This is a genomic window from Deinococcus sp. Marseille-Q6407, from assembly GCF_946848805.1.
Taxonomy (GTDB): Bacteria; Deinococcota; Deinococci; order Deinococcales; family Deinococcaceae; genus Deinococcus.
This window is the reverse complement of sequence record NZ_CAMPFU010000005.1, coordinates 41,925-58,769: the sequence shown is the minus strand read 5'-3', so window position 1 is coordinate 58,769 and position 16,845 is coordinate 41,925. Positions and strand designations below refer to the sequence as shown.

At 59.6% G+C, this 16,845-nt stretch carries 18 protein-coding genes and 1 pseudogene; 6 read left to right on the top strand and 13 right to left on the bottom strand.

Annotation, left to right across the window (positions count from 1 at the left end):
• Window positions 1-44: 44 nt before the first annotated feature.
• The 4 genes from dnaE to OCI36_RS11915 are packed head-to-tail and all read right to left on the bottom strand — an operon-like array spanning window position 45 to window position 5,084.
• Window positions 45-3,197: a DNA polymerase III subunit alpha gene (dnaE, locus tag OCI36_RS11930; protein ID WP_261665301.1), complete on the bottom strand. Its 3,153-nt coding sequence runs from the start codon at window positions 3,195-3,197 to the stop codon at window positions 45-47.
• Complete coding sequence (locus tag OCI36_RS11925; RefSeq protein ID WP_261665300.1) at window positions 3,173-3,415, bottom strand: DUF6504 family protein; 243 nt, start codon at window positions 3,413-3,415, stop codon at window positions 3,173-3,175. Before OCI36_RS11925 ends, dnaE begins: the two co-directional genes overlap by 25 nt.
• Window positions 3,412-4,647 (bottom strand): Y-family DNA polymerase, encoded by a 1,236-nt coding sequence (locus tag OCI36_RS11920; RefSeq protein WP_261665299.1) that lies wholly within the window; start codon window positions 4,645-4,647, stop codon window positions 3,412-3,414. The genes OCI36_RS11925 and OCI36_RS11920 overlap by 4 nt, the downstream gene beginning before the upstream one ends.
• 14 nt (window positions 4,648-4,661) lie before the next feature.
• On the bottom strand, window positions 4,662-5,084 hold the full coding sequence (locus tag OCI36_RS11915; RefSeq protein ID WP_261665298.1) for a LexA family protein: 423 nt from the start codon (window positions 5,082-5,084) through the stop codon (window positions 4,662-4,664).
• 67 nt (window positions 5,085-5,151) lie between these two features.
• Between OCI36_RS11915 and OCI36_RS11910 the strand changes: the two genes are divergently transcribed.
• A protein-coding gene (locus OCI36_RS11910; RefSeq protein WP_261665297.1) for an IS630 family transposase occupies window positions 5,152-6,157 on the top strand; the annotation gives its coding sequence in 2 pieces (ribosomal slippage) (window positions 5,152-5,619 and window positions 5,621-6,157; 1,005 coding nt in all).
• Here the strand turns inward: OCI36_RS11910 and OCI36_RS11905 are convergent.
• Entirely contained in the window at window positions 6,140-6,319 is a 180-nt protein-coding gene (locus tag OCI36_RS11905; RefSeq protein ID WP_261665296.1) for a helix-turn-helix domain-containing protein, read from the bottom strand. The two genes, OCI36_RS11910 and OCI36_RS11905, sit on opposite strands and share 18 nt — an antisense overlap.
• 136 nt (window positions 6,320-6,455) lie before the next feature.
• Entirely contained in the window at window positions 6,456-7,781 is a 1,326-nt protein-coding gene (locus tag OCI36_RS11900; protein WP_261665295.1) for a replication initiator protein A, read from the bottom strand.
• Between the two features lie 506 nt (window positions 7,782-8,287).
• Here OCI36_RS11900 and OCI36_RS13450 point away from each other — a divergent pair.
• A complete protein-coding gene (locus OCI36_RS13450) occupies window positions 8,288-8,644 on the top strand; it encodes a PD-(D/E)XK nuclease family protein (RefSeq protein WP_409996743.1) in 357 nt (118 codons plus the stop codon).
• A gap of 80 nt (window positions 8,645-8,724) precedes the next feature.
• Here the strand turns inward: OCI36_RS13450 and OCI36_RS11895 are convergent, their stop codons facing one another.
• The 7 genes and pseudogenes from OCI36_RS11895 to OCI36_RS11865 form a co-directional block, all read right to left on the bottom strand.
• Window positions 8,725-10,176, bottom strand: coding sequence for a bifunctional metallophosphatase/5'-nucleotidase (locus OCI36_RS11895; RefSeq protein WP_261665294.1), 1,452 nt, complete (start codon window positions 10,174-10,176; stop codon window positions 8,725-8,727).
• Between the two features lie 42 nt (window positions 10,177-10,218).
• Window positions 10,219-10,428 carry a hypothetical protein gene (locus OCI36_RS11890; RefSeq protein WP_261665293.1) on the bottom strand — a complete coding sequence of 70 codons (210 nt, stop codon included), beginning with the start codon at window positions 10,426-10,428 and terminating at the stop codon, window positions 10,219-10,221.
• A 293-nt stretch (window positions 10,429-10,721) separates the two neighbouring features.
• Entirely contained in the window at window positions 10,722-11,096 is a 375-nt protein-coding gene (locus tag OCI36_RS11885) for a type II toxin-antitoxin system death-on-curing family toxin (RefSeq protein ID WP_261665292.1), read from the bottom strand.
• The gene (locus OCI36_RS11880; RefSeq protein ID WP_261665291.1) at window positions 11,093-11,314 is read right to left on the bottom strand and encodes a hypothetical protein; all 222 of its coding nucleotides are present in this window, start codon (window positions 11,312-11,314) and stop codon (window positions 11,093-11,095) included. The genes OCI36_RS11885 and OCI36_RS11880 overlap by 4 nt, the downstream gene beginning before the upstream one ends.
• A 230-nt stretch (window positions 11,315-11,544) precedes the next feature.
• Window positions 11,545-11,706: a hypothetical protein gene (locus OCI36_RS11875; protein ID WP_261665290.1), complete on the bottom strand. Its 162-nt coding sequence runs from the start codon at window positions 11,704-11,706 to the stop codon at window positions 11,545-11,547.
• Window positions 11,687-12,775: pseudogene (locus OCI36_RS11870) on the bottom strand (transposase). Before OCI36_RS11870 ends, OCI36_RS11875 begins: the two are co-directional and overlap by 20 nt.
• A complete protein-coding gene (locus OCI36_RS11865) occupies window positions 12,772-14,199 on the bottom strand; it encodes a C-terminal helicase domain-containing protein (protein ID WP_261665289.1) in 1,428 nt (475 codons plus the stop codon). The pseudogene OCI36_RS11870 and the gene OCI36_RS11865 overlap by 4 nt, the downstream one beginning before the upstream one ends.
• Here OCI36_RS11865 and OCI36_RS11860 point away from each other — a divergent pair.
• The 4 genes from OCI36_RS11860 (at window position 14,107) to OCI36_RS11845 (ending at window position 16,832) form a co-directional block, all read left to right on the top strand.
• Complete coding sequence (locus tag OCI36_RS11860) at window positions 14,107-14,496, top strand: HU family DNA-binding protein (RefSeq protein WP_261665314.1); 390 nt, start codon at window positions 14,107-14,109, stop codon at window positions 14,494-14,496. The genes OCI36_RS11865 and OCI36_RS11860 overlap by 93 nt on opposite strands.
• A gap of 106 nt (window positions 14,497-14,602) precedes the next feature.
• A complete protein-coding gene (locus OCI36_RS11855; protein WP_261665288.1) occupies window positions 14,603-14,866 on the top strand; it encodes a hypothetical protein in 264 nt (87 codons plus the stop codon).
• Between the two features lie 85 nt (window positions 14,867-14,951).
• The gene (locus OCI36_RS11850) at window positions 14,952-15,527 is read left to right on the top strand and encodes a hypothetical protein (protein WP_261665287.1); all 576 of its coding nucleotides are present in this window, start codon (window positions 14,952-14,954) and stop codon (window positions 15,525-15,527) included.
• Window positions 15,528-15,794: 267 nt separating this feature from the next.
• Window positions 15,795-16,832, top strand: coding sequence for a hypothetical protein (locus OCI36_RS11845; protein ID WP_261665286.1), 1,038 nt, complete (start codon window positions 15,795-15,797; stop codon window positions 16,830-16,832).
• Window positions 16,833-16,845 lie beyond the last annotated feature (13 nt).

The following is a 16,845-nucleotide window of genomic DNA, read 5'->3' as shown; positions in this document are numbered from 1 at the left end:
AAATGCGCGTCACCGAGAAGTCGCCAGAGCGTGGTCCCCGCGTCTCACCCGTAGCTGTACCCCACGACTTTGGTCCCCAGCGGCAAATCGCTAAGGATCTCGGCACGCAGGCTGACCGACTGGCCCTGGCGGCGTGCCTCTCCTTGGATCACCAGGGCGGCAGCGTCACGCAGCAAGGCCCGGTGTGCCTCCCACAGCTCCGGGCTGATGATAGCCTGCACCCGCCCGGTCGTATCTTCCAGCACGAAGAAAGCAAATCCACGGGCAGTCGGTGGCCGCTGACGCGCGATGATCATGCCGGCGGTCAGGGCACGCCGACCATGCTGCAGACTGGCCAACGTTTGAACTCCCAGGTCACGCAGCGCAGCCCGGTGCATGTCCAGCGGGTGCCGGCCACTCGCTGAGACCCCCGCGGTTTTCAAATCCAGCAGCAGCCCATCGTCGGGACCAAGTTCAGGAAGTTCGGGCACCGGCGCGAAGACGCTCAGCAGACCTCGCTGGCCAGACGGACGGGCATGAGCCACCGTGTGCAGCACATAGTACGCTTCTCGGCGGTTTTTGCTGCGATCGACACGGTCGAACGCTCCAGCCCCCACCAGACTTTCCAGCGCCGGCAGGGGACAGGCCACCCGGTCGTAGAAATCTTCCACGCTCTGGTACGCCCCACCCTGCATTCGCTCGAGAACGATGCGGCGAGCCAGGTCATCCGAAACCTGTTCCAGCTGCCTCAAAGGAATACGGACCCGGTCACGGCTCAGGGCACGGTAGTTCAGGCCACTGCGGTTGATACAGACCGGTTCCAGCCTGACTCCCCAGCGGCGCGCCTGCTGCGCTGTAGTACTCAGCGGCCACATACCAGGGTGCTCACTCAATACCCCAGCCAGGAACGCGGCCGGGTGATGCTGCCGCATCCATGCACTGGCATAAGCATGCTGGGCAAAAGCATGCGAGTGGCTTTCTGCGAAGCCGTAGCCGCGGAACTGCGTGCACTCAGTGAAGACCGCTTCCGCCTCTTCAGGAAAAGCGCCGACGGTCAGCGCCGCGCCCAGGACGAACTGCCGGCGCAGCTGCTCCAGTTCACCTGCGTCCTCCACTCGGCTCAGGCAGCTGCGGAAGCGGTCCGCCTCCGGCCAGGAGTAGCCGGCGAACTGTACCGCGATGCGCAGAATCTGCTCTTGAAACAGCAGGGTCCCGTGAGTGGACGCCAGTATGGTGCGCAGCGGCTCCATTCGTTTGGGCACCGGCTCCTCACCACGGGCGCGCCGCACATACGGATGCACGCTGCCCGACTGGATGGGCCCGGGCCGAATCAGGGCAATCTGGTGGGCCAGCGCCTGCAGATCGCCGGGGTGCAGCCGGGCGGCCAATTGGGTCTGGGCCGGGGACTCAATCTGAAAGAGGCCCAGCGTATCGCCCGACGCGATGCGCTGCCAGACCTGGGGATCGTCCGGCAGGGCACCATAATTCACCCACTCACCACTCAGCCGCAGGGCCTCTTCGCGGGCCCGCTCCAGCGCCGAGAGCATCCGCAGGCCCAGCAGGTCCAGCTTGACCAGGCCCAGCCGCTCGATGTCGTCCTTGTCAAACATCAGCATCCGTAGGCCACCGCTGGAGCGCATCAGCGGGCTGTAAAATGTCAGCGGCCGACTGGACAGCACCACGCCACCCGAATGAGGAGCGAGATGACGCACAAACCGGGGCTCCATGCTTTCCAGCAACCTGAGCAGGGTTTCCCGAACCGGAGCCGTTCCCAGAACCTCGTCGAAGACCAGTTCGGCTTCCCGGGCGCGGTGCGGCCGGTGGTGGCGGTAGTCGCGGCCCAGCGCACGGGACAGTCGGTCCCGCAACTCCTTGGGAAGCCCCAGTGCCCGGCCCAGGTCCTGCACCGCGCTCGGCAGGCGGTAGGTCACCCGGTTGGCCACCATCGCTTCGCCGCTGCCCTGATCCCCGAAGCGCTCTTCGACCCAGGCCAGCACCTGACTGCGCCGAGAACTGGCGATGTCAATATCGATGTCCGGCATCTGGGCGCGCCCGGTATGCAAGAAGCGCTCGAACAGCAGGCCGTGCTCCAGGGGATCTGACAGCGTGATGCCCAGCAGGTAGCACAGCACTGATCCAGCCGCCGATCCGCGTCCGGCGGCCAGAATGCCATGCTGGCGGCAGTAATCCGTCACCTCTGCAGCCAACAGGAAAAATCCGGCCATCTCCAGCTCCCGCACCGTCGCCAACTCCTCACGCAGCCGGCGGTCTGCTTCGGCCAGCCGGTGAGGGTAGTGTTCAGGCAGTGCGGCGAAGGCTCGGGTCTCCAGTAGGGACTGCGCCGTCTGCCCAGGAAGCAGTCGCGGCTCCGGAACACTGAGACGCTCCGGCAACAGGTTGAGCGCACATTCGCTCGCCAGCTTTTCGGCATTGAGCAGGGCGTCCGGAAAGAAGAGTTTGGCTCCCCAGTCAAGCGGCGTCCGCACCCAGGCGCAGGCGTTTCTGGGCCGCTCCGGGTGCGGCACGCTGACATCCGTGCCCAGGCGGGCGCAAGTAAGGGCGTCCAGCAGGGGATAGTCCTCAGGTGCAGCCATACAAACCTGCGGGGCCGCTACCACCGGCAACTCCAGGTCGCGGGCCAGGCCGCGCAGCAGGCTGAGCCGCCGCGCTTCTCCCGGTGCCTCGCCGTGATAGAGCTGCACGTAGAGGTTGAAACGGAACGCGGACCGCAACTCCCTCAGGAGAGCCGCGATCCTCGGAATCTGATGGCGTTCTCCCAAAGAGGTGGGAAATCCGCTGCGGCCACCGGTCAAACAGACCAAGCTGTCTGGTTCGGCCGTGCCCAACAGGCTGGCCGGTAAAGCGTCCAGCTCGTTCATCCGAACGTGCGTGATCCACTCACACAGCCGGGCGTATCCGGTACGGTTCCTGGCGAGTAAGATCAGCGGCCAGATTTCCGTTGCTGAAGAGGCCCGTGCTGGAGCAGGAAAGGCGACCGGAACAGTTGCCCCGATTAGGCTGCGTAAGCCATGTTCCCGCGCCGCTTCACACAGCTCGGCGGCGCCCGACACGCTGAGATGATCGGTCAATCCGACAGCGCTGAAGCCAGCCGCAGCCGCCCGCTCAACCAGACGCCCCGGTGATACTGTGGACCGCCCTTCCGAGAAGAACGACTGACAGGTCAGCAGGGCCGTCAGTCCTGGACGCGTGCCAGCCACCAGCACTCCTCCTTGCCTCGCTCATGGTGCAGCTCCGCGGTCAGGCCACCAGCCTGGACCAGAAAACAGTCGCGCCCCGCTTCTCCCAGCCACCAGCGTCCACCATACTGCCAGCGGTCAAGTATCTGGGCAATCCGGTAAGCCCTGCCATTCCAAATAAAACTCCGCGGCTGATGGTCAGCCTCCAGCACCGCCACGGGTTGCTGCACAGCCTTCATCCTTCACCTTCGAAGAACCGCTGGTGAGTCCCGACCGGATCGGACACCCGCCGGAGTCTGGCTGGCGGTTGGGGCGGCAGTGGAGTGATAGGCGAAGGACGCGGCTCGCCGCTCGCCCAATCCACCCAGCGGTACTGCGCATCGGCTGCGTAGGCATACTCATCAAGCCATTCCACCTTCACCAGCGCCTGCGGGAACCGGCGGAGCAAGTCCCCAGTCACGTCCAGATCTCCTATCCGCGCGAACAGGCTGGTCATCTGGGCTGGACGGCTCAGACCAGTCAGTTCCAGGCTTATTCTGTCAATGCCCAGCGGCAAGGCCTGGGTTTCATGTAAGGTCAGCTCCGCCAGCCGCGCCAGGCCCCGGACGTCCAGCCGCCCTTTCAGTTGCCGGGTTGCCTGCACTTCACCGGCCAGGGTATGGACCTTCACGCGGAGCTGCGCCGCAAAGCGGCCCTCTAACTCTTCACAGAGCGCGGTTGCCAGGTCCATTAGGGCTGCGGCCGCCTCGCCGGGCTCCAGAAGCGGGGCGTCTGGTTCCAGGCTACGGCTCAGCAAGAGCGGAGCGTGGTGAAGGGGGAGGGCGGACGTGCGTTCTCCTCTGAAAAAGCGGTTCAGACGCTGACCCGTTTCCACGCCCAGAAACGCTTCTCTTTGCGCCGCTGACCACTTCATCAGTGCCGCCAACCCGTCGATACCTAGAAACTGTAAACGCTCTAGGTGACGCTCGGTCAGTCCCAGGGCATTCAGGTGGGGGAGAGGAGTCAACATCAAAAAGGCCTGTTCGGCCTGACCGGTGCCTGCAGTGCGGACTTCTCCGGGGAGTGCCCGCAGGGCCGCGAGCTGAGACAGCTCCGTGCTGCCGCCGAGGCCAACCGGGGCCTCTAACAAAGCGGCCAACTGCCGGGCTGCACCTGCGCCAACCTTCACAAACGCCAGACCTTCCTGCGGGCTGTAAACCCGGTCGGAGAATCCGCTATAAAGCAGTTCCAGCAGTTCGGCCCAGGCGGCGCTGGCCTGAGCCGGGCAGCCAACTTCAGCGTGCAACTCCGGGCAGCGTGAAAGGGCCGCGTGCAGCGGTTGACCAGGAGTCACACCCGCATCGGTGGCAAGCTGATCCGCATAGAGCACCCGCCCGCCTTCTTTCAGGACGGCTGCTGGGACCCCAGGGTACTGCCGCGTGAGCAGCTTGAGCGACCAGGGTTGGAGAAGCAGGCAGGCGATCATAGACATGCTCCACTCGCTTCTCAGCCGAACAGGCCCACCTTGCCGATCAGTCGGCCCTGAACCCGGACTGCATCCGCCGGATACTTCAGGGTCGGCATCGCTGCATTCTCGCTTTGCAGCCAAACCTGCTTGCCTTTGCGGTAGACCCGCTTGAGAGTGGCGGCATCTTCGTCGGGAATCAGCACGGCTGCCACCTGACCGTCTATCACCTCCTCCGCCGGTCGAATGACCACATAGTCTCCGGGCGTGATGCCAAGGCCCGTCATACTTTCACCGCGAATCTGGAGCAGAAAGTCACCGCGCCGCACACCGAGAAGTTCTTCCAGGCTGGGGGTGTAGGCATCCGGATCTTGATGGGCAAATGCAGGCAGCCCCGCCGCGATGGACCCATAAATCGGCAGGCCCCTGTGGATCAGGGGGTGAGCCTTTTCTGTCAGTTGCAAGCGGCCGCGTGGTCCGCGGCGTTCTATTGATAACGGCGTAAGTATGCGCTGCTAAACTCTAGGGACCGTGGAATGGCAACCGAACCAATATTCTCGTGCCCAACTTGAGGAGCGGCGTCTGGCTGCTACCGAGTGGCTGCAGCAAGGCAGCCACACACACCGCGAAATTGCTGCTCACTTCGGCGTCTCCGTGCTCACGGTGACTTCTTGGAGTGCTCGGCTCAGAAAGAAGGGAAGCTTGCAAGCGACGGTCAGCTCTGGTCGTCCTGCTCGGCTGACTGAGTCTCAGCACGACCAGCTTCGCACCCTCCTGCGGGAGGGTGCTCTGCAGCATGGGTTTCCTGACGAAACTTGGACGACAAAACGCGTGGCAGAGCTGATCGGGCGGCACTTCGAGGTGTGGTACCACCATGATCACGTCCGTAAAATCCTACGAAAGTTGGGGTTCAGCCCACAGATGCCAGATGGGCGGGCTGCTGAGCGGAACGAACTTCGGATTGCATCCTGGCGGGAACAGGTGCTCCCGGAGTTGGAAAAAAAAGGTCGCTGAGGGAGCCACAATCATCTATCTGGATGAGGTCGGATTCTCGTTGAAAGGCGTGCGAAGGCGAACGTGGTCACCCAGGGGCGTCACGCCCCTGGTCACGCTCAGAGCGAACTGGGAGAAGCTTTCGACGATTGGGGCGATCACTTCAGATGGACGATTCTTCCAGCACACAACATCCGGAGCGATCCGCAGTGGAGAAGTCATCCGATTCTTTGGGCACATCCTGCGCCAAGTTCAGGGGAACATCGTCGTGGTGCTGGACAATGCGAGAATTCATCACGCGAAAGTGACCCAGGCGTTCGTGGGAACCCACGAACGCCTCTCTCTGATCTTTCTGCCTCCGTATGCTCCAGAGTTGAACCCGATCGAGTTGGTGTGGGCCTACGTCAAGCGCAATGTGTTGGGGAACTTTTGTGCCCACTCCATCAGAGCGCTGAAAAAGAGGCTTGTCACCGCCTGGCAGCGGGTCCGCTATATTCACCTGCCCCGTCAGCTTATGGACGCCAACTTACGCCGCTATCAATAGATAGCCCAGTTCCGTCAGGGCAGTGACGTGATAACTCATAGTCGCTTCAGTGAGGCGCAGTTCACGGGCCAGCTCGGCTGCACTCGGCGGGCCGTCAAGGTCGGTCAGGCGAGCAATGACCTGTAGATAATGCATCCGAAGATGGGTCAGTCTTGGTGGCATCTGGCAGGCTCCTGGGTAAACTCTCTAAGAAAGCTTAGATACCTGCATTGTGAGTGCTGTTCCGTTTTCTGTCAAGCGTTTGCCGGCCTCTTGAGGCTCGGCAGCTCTGGCACGAGGAACGTCTACAGATGAGCGCCTATCGCCCCTCCAACTCGGTCAAGAAGGCGTCCGCCTCCTCGTCACTGAGCCGGAGCAGCTTCATCAGCTCAAGCGTGCTGGCACGGTGATGAACGTACAACTCAACCGCGCGGTCACGTAGGCGGCGACGCTCCTCGGTGTCGTCAAGCTGATTCAGCAGAATCATCCGTGCCGACTTTTCGTCTCTGGGAGCAGGTGACTCCTCCGTTTCGACCCTCTGTGCCTTGCGGTCTACCTCTACCGATACCGCCGTACCCTCCACATCCGTCAGGATGGTGTCGTATTTGTCTGGATTCTCCAGAATGTCACTCAGCAGGCCGGCGCGGTTTCGGATCTTGGTCTTGTAGCTGCCCTGAAGTAAGGCTTCCAGGACCGCCACAGCCCGCTGAACCCCTTCCGCGCCGTATGACTGGGCCAGAGTCAGGGCCCGGCTACCGCTGACGTTGTAGCGGACCAGCAGCGCGACCGTTTCGGGATCGGCCACCGTCCGAATATTGTCAAAAATGTAGCGAATGGTCCGGGTTTTTCCGCGGCCAGTGTAATCAACGCTCTTCAGAAAACCCACCTTGATCAGCTCGTCATGAGCTGGTTTGAGCGCCCGCATCACCGAATCTGACCGCAATTCGTGCATCCCGAGGTGGGTCGCCCAGATGCTCAGCGGCACGTGAAAGGCCAGAACCGAATCCTGTGAAGCGCCAGTGCACTGAAAAGACAGGGTACGGAACACGTTGCGGGTCATGGGCTGCCGGAGATGCGACAAGACTTCGGTGTCCAGAGGAAGCAGGTGCCCTGCACGGATATTGCTCATCAGGCTGTCGTCCAAACGGATGGCCAACAGCGTCTCCGCACGCCACTGCCCAGCGTTCGATACGTCTTTGGTATTGTCCTCTGCACCCAGGCGACTGATCAAACTGAAACTGACCGTCCGCCAGCGATGCTTGGTTCCGTCGTACCAGCTGTCGGTCAGGTCATAAGCTGTGTACTGTAAACGCCGCAGCGTCTCCTGCAAGTTCTTATACGCTCGGGCACTGGGCGTGATTCCACTCAGTTGAAGCAGTTCTCTGGTCGACAGCCTGACGGTGTCGTCTTCTGGCATACCCTGCAAGACTGCTGCGTTGACCAGCCCCAAGAGAATGTCGTTATCAATGCCGTGTGGCACCAGACCGTGACGAGGTGCTGTGCATCGGATAGAGATGGTACCCATGGCATCGACAGAGATCTCACGGGCCCACTCGCTCAGCTCGGTACGGTTAAGTGCCAGAACCAGATTGAGGCGTGCCAAGTTTGGTTCGTCATGTCTGATGACCATGTCCTTGGTTGCCATAGTTAAAGTGTACCTGCTCCGCTGCGTTCTCTCCGGTACTTTGATGAATGATCATATCTTTTAAAAGATAAGGAAAAAGATATGATGATCATCATCAAGGTGGGCAAAAAAATTCAGTCTGGGAGGGCGTTTGCACGAATTTTTCCACAAAGTGCCACGGGCAGGAGCCCCCAAATTCCACAAAGTGCCACGGGTAAGCCCACCCAAAGTCCACAAAGTGCCACAGGCAGCGTCTTAAAACACCACAAAGTGCCACAGGTAAATTCCACAAAGTGCCACGGGTAAGCCCACCCAAAGTCCACAAAGTGCCACAGGCAGCGCCTTAAAACACCACAAAGTGCCACAGGTAAATTCCACAAAGTGCCACGGGTAAGCCCACCCAAAGTCCACAAAGTGCCACAGGCAGCGCCTTAAAACACCACAAAGTGCCACAGGCGAATGCGTCTTCAACGTTGGGGCGACGGACGACGAATATGGACGGAACCTGAACCGGGGTTGTCAACTTCATGCGGCGCTGCCAGACGGTGCCCGGCGTACCGAAAACCTGCGCCGCTCTCCGCCGAATGCAGTCGGAGAAGTATCTGCCTCAGCTGGCGCTGTATGCCTATCAGCTTGGCGCCTCGCAGGCGGCACTGGCTTATCTGCGGCACGGCGTACTGGTGACCTTTGGGCCAGACACTCTTCAAGCGACTCTGAAGCAACTTACAGAAGCCACTGACAGGATGAAGGCACTGGATTTCCACCCTGAGCCGTCATCAGAGAGGTGCTACTGGTGCGCGTTCCGTGGCGTCTGTGACGCAGCATGGCAGGCGGAGTCTCTTGGAGATTCTGCGGGCGGAACCGGGGTCCCCAGTTGCGCATGAACGGTCCAAATCCAGGTTCACCTCCAGAAGTGGCCAGTGCCGCGTTCAGAAGGCAGCACCGGTCCGTTCCAGTCACACAGCTAAGGCTGCTGAATCCGGCCGTCCACCTGAGGAGCGATGGTCGGTTGACTTTGCAGGTATTCGCTGAGGGCAGTGACGTCCCGTACCCCGTCCGCTGGACTGATTAGCACCCGGGCCCCTTTGAACATGGTGTAGCCGTCACCGCCTGCGGCCAGGTAGCTGCCCAAAGCGACCTTGTACAGTTGTTGTGGGTCAAGCGGCTTGTCCGCGACCCGGATCTCGGAGACCCGCTGACCGACCGGCTTCGCCGGGTCGAAACGGTCGGTCAGTCCGCTGACCTGCGGGAAACGTCCGGAGTATTCGTCGACCTTGCTTACCCCGTTCTCCAGTGCGGCCTGGAGGGTACGGCCGTCCACTTCGACCATCATGACCTGGTTACCGAATGGCAGGATTTCGGTCAGCGTTTTGAGGGTGACCGGTCCAGCAGGGAAGACCTTGTCTCCCCGGATGCCGCCTCCTTGCATCAGGGCGATGTCGGCACCGGTCGCTTCGCGGAACGCGTCGGCGATCAGGCTGCCGAGCGCCGTCTCCTGAACCCGGCTGACTTTGGCACCCGCGTCCAGGTCCACGCTGCTCTGGGTGATCACTCGGTCCAGTCTTCGTTCCAGTTGGGTCATGTACCGGGTGGCCAATTCGGCGATCTGCGGCTGTTCCACCAGTTCGGGCCCGATAGGGAGCACGGAGAGCTTGAGCGGCTGCTGCGGTGCATGGATGTCCACGCGGATGACCGAGCCGATGTTGCCGGCCGGTTTGGCGATGACCGTGCCCCCTTCAGCGATCATGGTGGTCCGGGTTTCGCTTTCCTCTTCGCTAAGAATAAGGTTCAGCTCGGGAACCTCTTTGGCCAGTTTCAGATCGGCCTCCAACGGTTGTTGCGTGATGGCGACGATCAATTCCGCACCCTCAGCCTGTAAGGCGGCCACCTCACGTTTGGCGGCTTCGACGACCTCACCTTGCTGAACGGTGTCTCCAGCGTTGGTGGTCTCCATCGCTGTCGTCAGGCCGATGAAGCCCACTTTGACATTGCCCACGCTGAGGATTTTACGGGTGGCTGCACCGGCGAACGGCTGACCGTGCTGGGTGAGGTTGGAGCTGATCCAGGGAAACTTGGACTGCCGGACCAGTCGCTGCGCTTGCGCAGCTCCGAAATCGAATTCATGCTGACCGAAGTTGGCCAGGTCTACGCCGATCTGGTTGAATGCTTCGACGATCGGTTCGCCACGGAACTCGCCAAATAGGGTGCCACCGGCCAGATCGCCACCGAAGAGGACAAGTGTTTCCGGCTGTTCGCTGCGGATCTGCTCGATCTGTGTGGCCAGACGGGCCATGCCGCCACGCTGACCGCCGCCGAGGGGAGCCAGTTCATGGGCGTCGTTGAAGTACAGCAAGGTGCCCTGAGCGCTGGCGGACGGAAGGACGGCGGCGAGGGCCAACAGGACGAGTTTCCTCACGGTCGCAGCTTAGGCCGTGCCCATCGGCTTGGTGTCAGCGACTCAGCGACGCTTGGGCGCGCACCCTCTCAGCATGTTCACAGTGCGTTGGTGCCCAGGCTCCTTGCCAACCAGACCAAAAATGTTCAAGGGTTTCCAGCGTCCAAGCCAGATATTGTTTTCTGCTTCCCATTCGGCATCAGTGGGGTCGCTCGGACAGGCAGCCATGCCCAGGACCAGGTGAAAATCCGCGCCAGTATCTTCTTCAGACATATGCCGAACTGTGGCAAGAGTTTAATATACTGAATAACAAAATAACAATTCCAAACGGTTTCCCCTCCGCTTTTGCCTGAGCTGAAGCATGGGGGAAGGGAGTGGTCGGTGTGAAGCTCTACTTCGGTAATTCGCTGAGATTAACCTAAGAGTTCTTCTCCTATTGAACTCCTGTTACGCCAAGTCGCCAAGAGGGACCAAAAGGACCTTGCTGCTGTAAATTTCCAGGCCTCTTCTTCTAAACGCTGGTACAGGAAGCTGAGCTGCTGTTAAGTAGAGTTCGGTTTCAAAAATCAGCGCCGCTCGGCTATCCACATAGCAATCTCTGCCTTGCTCATCTGGCCATTGGCAACGGCCAACGTCAAATCGAACAGTTCGTCCTCATTGGCCTGAAGCCGTATTGCGTTTAGGCGCAAAAACAGGGCCATGGCCGTATAGGCTGTGCGCTTGTTCCCATCGATAAAAGGATGATTCCGCGCCAAATGGTACAGGTAAGCGGCCGCTTTCAGCTCTGGCGTGGGATGGGTCTCCTGCCCAAAGACACTCATGGCCGGCTGTTCTAGGGCGGAGCGGAGCAAGCCGCTGTCCCGGACACCTGGCGTTCCACCGAACTGGGCTAAGACGCGGTCGTGGAAGTAGAGAATCTCCGCCTCAGTAAAATAGATCATGCGTCATTGAGCCGCCGGTAAAGGCCAGCCTGTTCTTGCATCAGCTCCTCTAGCGCCTGCTCCAGCCGAACAGCACGTTCGTCCCCAGCTTCTCTCCGGATGGTCGCCGTGACCGTTTCTCCCGGCGTCAGGTCATTCAGGCCAAGAGTCTGAATCTGTTCGGGAGAAAGCTCCAGCGTCTGCTCCTGCCCATTCTGAAGATTGAGAATGACACGCATATTGTCAGGCTATCGAAAAGCGTTGCCGCAAATGTTATTGCTCGTCAACTTCCTAGTTCGACCAGGCTGGGCGGCCGGATTCTGTTCCGTTTACAGCAATGTTCAGACTGAGCTGCAGGTCTAAAGTGTGTCTGAAAAACGTGCCGGCGCGGATTTTTCCCCAGCACTGGGATTGGCATGATGGATAGAAACTGTCTGCAAACCGCTGCACGGCACGGTGAACTCGGCCCTCAACCTAGGCTGGCAATGGCTTCCGGCAAGTCGTAAACGGTAACGATACCCAGCAGACCTTCCGTCTCTTTGCCGTTCTGGGTAATAAGTACCGCGCTCAGACGTTTACCTCTATCGGTATGCTCCTCGAAAGCTTCTATCTCATAAGTTGCACCTTGCATAGCTGAGCGAATAGCCGTGCTGGAGAAGAAATTCTCGTTCTTTTTGGAGCTGACTCAGAAGATGGTTGAGCCTGACTACGGGGAACAGGGTGTAGAGGGCCAGGCGTGCCGCCTCTTTCAAGGTCATCCCTTCTGAGCGATACAGCATGGTCAGGGTGAAGGCTAGAAAGACCATCAGAATCCAGCGGTCCAGACCCCTGGCAGTTCGCAGCGCGAACTGCGCCAACCCAAACTGATGCTTTCCCTCCTTAAAAAAGGATTCCAGCGCCCAGCGCCGTTTTCCTTCAGCAAGGATGTCCTTCCCCTCCAGCAGCTCGGATGACACCGCGAAGAATTCACGGTCCCCACGGTCTATTCTCCCCAGGGTCAGCGTTTCTAGAGGCCAATTGGCGAGGTTGACATACCCTCCGTGCGGACAATCCGCCACTGTCACCCGCCCAGGATGATCCGTGCGTCGGTTGCTCCGCACACCCACCACGAACTCGAAACCGAGACGCTGCACACCGTCCAGAAAGACAGCGGATTCGAATCCACTGTCTGCCAGTACGCAGACCTGAAAGCGCTTCCCGACGAAGTTTGGCACCTCTTCCAGCAGGTCAAGGGCTAACGTGACGGGAGTGCTGGTGTACTTGCCCTGGTAGACCCGGTAAGAAATGGGGAACTTCAGTTCCCCATTTTCGGCGAACAAGACCACCAGATGGATGCCATGTCTACCGTTGTACACACTGACAAAGGGCAACTGGGTCCCCACCTTTTCCACCGTGGTCAGATCCACACTGAGCCGCAACCGAGGTCGGCGTTTGGAGTGAGCCGCGTCCAGCAACATGCGCCATTGGGTGTCCTGCATCTCTTCCTAGCAACGGTCTGAATCCCAGTCGTAGATGTTGAAGAAACGGCTGAGTGCACTGGGGCTGACTCCCTCTGCCTGGCTGAACTTGGTCTTCTGACCTGGACTGTGGAAGAGGTGCAGCGAAGCTTGCAAGCTTCGCTGCTGATACAGCGTCTCTGGAATATCCAGAACCTGCTGTGCGAAAATACGGACGCGCTCCCCTGAAACCGGTTGATTCACACTTCCAGAATTTCAGCTCTGGGAGCGCTTTTTGTCTCCCTATACAGGTGCAAGTTCTGAGCAATACGGATCTGAAGGCGTTCGACCAGGCCCAGCACGTCTTCCAGGCCCTCTTCAGGAAAAACATTACTGATTTCCAGCTCCTCGAACTGACTACCCAGGCGGTCAATGCGGCCTGCGCGCTGAATCATCCGCACAGGGTTCCAGTGCAGGTCGGCGTTGAGCAGGTAGCCCGCATCTTGCAGGTTCTGGCCTTCGCTCAGCACGTCGGTGCTGATGAGCAGGTCAATCGGTTCGTCAAGCAGCCGCTGATACATCTGGTCATCGTCCTCACTGCGGCGGTTGGAGTGCGGGGCAAAGCGGCGCACCACATTGCTGCGAGTCTCGCCGCTGCTGCTGCCGCTGAGGAACGCCACCCGCTCTGGCGTGAGGTTCATGGCCACCATAAATGCGGGGTCGTTCACCAGGGCACGGTAAATGTACTCGGCGGTGTCGTGGTAATAGCTGAAGATAATCGCTTTGCGGTGTCCCTGCTGGGCAGCCCGCTCGACAAGTGACTGCTTGATGGCCGCTACTTTGGCGTCCTGCTCGCCGCCGGTGCCGCGTGAGACCAGCAAGTCTTTGATGGCCGCTTCCATCCACTTCAGGGCGTTCAGGTCCTCCTGAATGTCCTTTTCCATACGGGACACGTCGTATTCAAGAGCCTTGACTTCGGGCAGGGATTCGAGCAGCTTGTCCTGCTTGCCTTCCTGCTTGCCGCTGCTTTCGCTGTCGTCCTCGGCGGCGGCCAGACGGAGCACCTGCTCGATTTTGCGGTTGGTGCCAGCGTCCAGCAGCCGCCCTTGCCTGAACTGCTCGTAGAAGCGCTCCTGAAAGCGGCGCTGGTTGGCAATGCTGCTGGACAGCGCATGCACGCTGCTTTCCAGGCGCTTGAGGAAGTTGGTCTTGAAGATGCCGGTCAGGGCTTCACGCTTATTGACCTCGGTGGCATCGGCGTCCACCTTGTAGCGCTCCAGGTTATAGGCCACCAGGCGCAGACTTTCGATGCGCCCCACCAGCCCCTGATAAAAGTCCCCAAACTGGTCTGTGAGGCTGTACTCCACGCGGTGCAGCTTGCGCTTCGGGAAGCGAATTTCCTGCCCGCCGATAATCACCGCTTCGCCCTGCTCCTGCCTGCGGCGCACGTCGCGGCGGCTGCGGCGCACCATGCTGTGCTCAATCAGGTCGTAGAACTCCTGATTGCCCTTGCTGACCCCCGTGAAAAACGACTTGAGGCTGGGGATGCCGTAAGCGCTGTAGGCGTCCTCGCGGCCTTTCGTCATCAGCAGCACCTGATAGTAGAAGTCCCAGATGGTGTTGTTGACGGGCGTAGCGGTCAGCAGCACCACTTTCTTGTCCGCGCGGCCCCCCGTCAGCAGCCGCATCAAGTTGCTGTAGCGGCCCGTGCCAGGATAGGCAAGGCCCAGGTTGTCCGGGCCATAGCGCAACGCTGCAATATGTCGCTGAAAGACGCGAACTACGTGTACAGCATTATTCTCAGAACGATTATCAATGAGCTTCACACTGGAAGCCGCGTCGTTCTCCCTGGCATCGGGCGTTTCAAGAAGATTGCAATTGCTCCGCGCCGCTTCGTCAAGCCCGGCACAGGCGAAAGCGTGATGTCCACACGCAGCAGCAAAATCTCTTTCCGCCCGTCCAACTATCTCAAAAGCGAAATCTGAGATGAGGCACCCAGTGCGCCGGAGGCGGTGGCTGCTGCTGGCCGCTCTCCTAAGTGCCTGTTCACCTGCTCCAGCTGAGGTCAGCGAGGCGAGTGAGTGGCAGGACATGGAAGCAGAGCAGCAGCTGACCGCCTGCGTTCTTGCCATTGGTGCCAAACTGCTGGAAAAGGACGCCTACAGCAAGGTCACTGCTCTTGACGGTCTCTCATGCGACAGTCCAAAAGTCGGGGCAGCGGGCGTCAGTTATAGCCAGCCGCCTGCACAAACCCTTATTCGCGTTGAGAAAGACCACTACACCGTGGTGCTTCAAGATCAGCGCGGCAAGGTGGCCCGCTGGGCAGAGCCTTTGCCCAAAGACTTTGCTCCCTAAAAAACAGCCGTACAGCATAATTTTTGCTCCCCAACTGTTCCTCTCCTGAGTTGCCTTGATTTACTATGGCTGCCAGGAGGGGACTATGAACAGATTCGTGTTACCCGCACTGCTGGCTATGGGCCTGAGCGCCTGCGGTGCCGCAGCAGGACCAAGCGAAAATGAAGCCATGAACGTCATCCAGACCTATCAGGCCGGTTATCCCAAAGAGAACCGTGTGTGCCAGATTGGCCTGACGACCATAGGAAAACCGCAGGGGGAGTATTCAGAGTCGCTAAAAACAGTTTTGACAACGGCGCAGCTGATGCGTGACGCCGGCCTGCTGGTCATAGACGCCCCAAAAGACACAATTTTGGGTAAATACTACCCAATCAAAGTCACTCCAGCTTTTGAGCGTGATTTTCAGTACGCCGACCAGAGCCTGCGCGGAGAAGTCTGTACGGTCAACTACAAGGTCCAGAAGGTCAACAAGGTGGAAGCTGACGGTGACATTGCCACGGTAACTGCCATCTCCCAGGACGACGGGACGACCCCCTGGAACAAGAACACGGCCCTGCTGAACCGCCTGAAAGTGCTGGCGCCCAAACCTGAAGTCATCCAGACTTTTACCCTGACCAAACAGGGTGACGCATGGCATGTCCAGTCAGTCCAGATGCAGTAAAACTTTCCTGCTTCCAAAAAGTCACCCCGTTTCCCTGCCTCCGCTTCGGCGCTGGCAGGGAAGGCCTTTTTTTGTTGGCGCCGGGTGTCACATTCTGTCACGGTATAGGTACTAGATATAACTTAGTTTAGACAAGAGACCTGCTGGCCGCGCTCGTAAAGGCCACAAGGAGTGATACTCTCAAAGCAATAAAAAAAACCGGATGCGCTACGCACACCCAGCCCTGACAAGCTCAGCGTAGCGCATCTGGGGAAAGTGCGCTACACCTTGAACACAATTACCATTTCCCCATCTCTCTCAGAGGTGCTTGGCCGCTGTCATGCTGCCGTGCTGGACGCACAAAAGACCGCAAAAGGGGCAACTGCCTTAGAGCCACAAACACCCTATGCGCCTACGCCAGCCGAGGCGCAGGCACTTTCACAGTCCTTCCAACAGGCCCAGCAGCCGGTTTTGCCGAAAGTCCTGACCATTAACCGGCTCAGCCGGTACGCCAGCGCTGAAGCTGTTGTCATAGCAGCCGGCGCACCAAAGCTCAGCAAAGGCGCTCAGAAGCTCTGGGAGACCTTGCATGCCACAGCAGTAAGAGTGGCTGCTCAGAAGGGTTACAACGGGGCCGTCAGCACCGTGACATTCCACTTGCCGCAAAGTATCGTGGCTGCCGCACTGGGCTACACCGACCGCCACATCAGGAATCTCCAGGCAGAGCTGCATGCCGCTGGACTGCTCGACTCTGGAGCGCACGCCGCAGCTGTTCAGGGACAGAACCTCTGGGCAACGACCCTCTGGGCAGTCAAGACCAGCACCACGGACACCACCCCCAGACTCAGACCGGATGAGTGGGGGGCAACCTGGCGCGACCTGGAAAGCGACTTCAAACGGAAGAACACCGCCCTAAGCCTGATTTCCGGTCTAAACAACCCTATGAGGGTAGAACTATGTGAACAGCTCTACCGCATGGCCGTTACTGGGCTTTATCAACTCAGCCCCGTTACTGAATCTTTTAGTTTGGAAATAAAACTTGGCAACGTGCAGGACGCAGTTTCCAGCTTGTCCATGTTGGCCGATTCACCGCCAGGAAGTGAGCGCCGCAGGCTGGTGCAGCAGCTCGCAGGGTGGCTGGCCGACTCACTGCACGATATGCACAGCATCAGGTGGTGGTACGGCCAACTCTGGGCCGTGGTGGGACGCTGGGAGGCGGTAGGAGCGCTCCAAGCGCAGCTGGGCAGATTGCTGGCCGACCTTACCGAATATGACGGTATCCGTGTCGAGGCAGCCTGGTTCGCCGCCCGGATGCAAAGGGGATAGCACTCAGCAAACG

What these genes read in the sequence shown, in the direction of transcription:
- OCI36_RS11925 (WP_261665300.1), bottom strand. Translation starts at nt 3,415, where the DNA reads ATGAAGGCTGTGCAGCAACCCGTGGCGGTGCTGGAGGCTGACCATCAG.
- OCI36_RS11900 (WP_261665295.1), bottom strand. Translation starts at nt 7,781, where the DNA reads ATGGCAACCAAGGACATGGTCATCAGACATGACGAACCAAACTTGGCA.
- OCI36_RS11920 (WP_261665299.1), bottom strand. Translation starts at nt 4,647, where the DNA reads ATGTCTATGATCGCCTGCCTGCTTCTCCAACCCTGGTCGCTCAAGCTG.
- OCI36_RS11905 (WP_261665296.1), bottom strand. Translation starts at nt 6,319, where the DNA reads ATGCCACCAAGACTGACCCATCTTCGGATGCATTATCTACAGGTCATT.
- OCI36_RS11850 (WP_261665287.1), top strand. Translation starts at nt 14,952, where the DNA reads ATGAACAGATTCGTGTTACCCGCACTGCTGGCTATGGGCCTGAGCGCC.
- OCI36_RS11885 (WP_261665292.1), bottom strand. Translation starts at nt 11,096, where the DNA reads ATGATCTATTTTACTGAGGCGGAGATTCTCTACTTCCACGACCGCGTC.
- OCI36_RS11890 (WP_261665293.1), bottom strand. Translation starts at nt 10,428, where the DNA reads ATGTCTGAAGAAGATACTGGCGCGGATTTTCACCTGGTCCTGGGCATG.
- OCI36_RS13450 (WP_409996743.1), top strand. Translation starts at nt 8,288, where the DNA reads ATGCGGCGCTGCCAGACGGTGCCCGGCGTACCGAAAACCTGCGCCGCT.
- OCI36_RS11865 (WP_261665289.1), bottom strand. Translation starts at nt 14,199, where the DNA reads ATGCGGCTGCTGACGGGGGGCCGCGCGGACAAGAAAGTGGTGCTGCTG.
- OCI36_RS11875 (WP_261665290.1), bottom strand. Translation starts at nt 11,706, where the DNA reads ATGCAAGGTGCAACTTATGAGATAGAAGCTTTCGAGGAGCATACCGAT.
- OCI36_RS11855 (WP_261665288.1), top strand. Translation starts at nt 14,603, where the DNA reads ATGGAAGCAGAGCAGCAGCTGACCGCCTGCGTTCTTGCCATTGGTGCC.
- OCI36_RS11880 (WP_261665291.1), bottom strand. Translation starts at nt 11,314, where the DNA reads ATGCGTGTCATTCTCAATCTTCAGAATGGGCAGGAGCAGACGCTGGAG.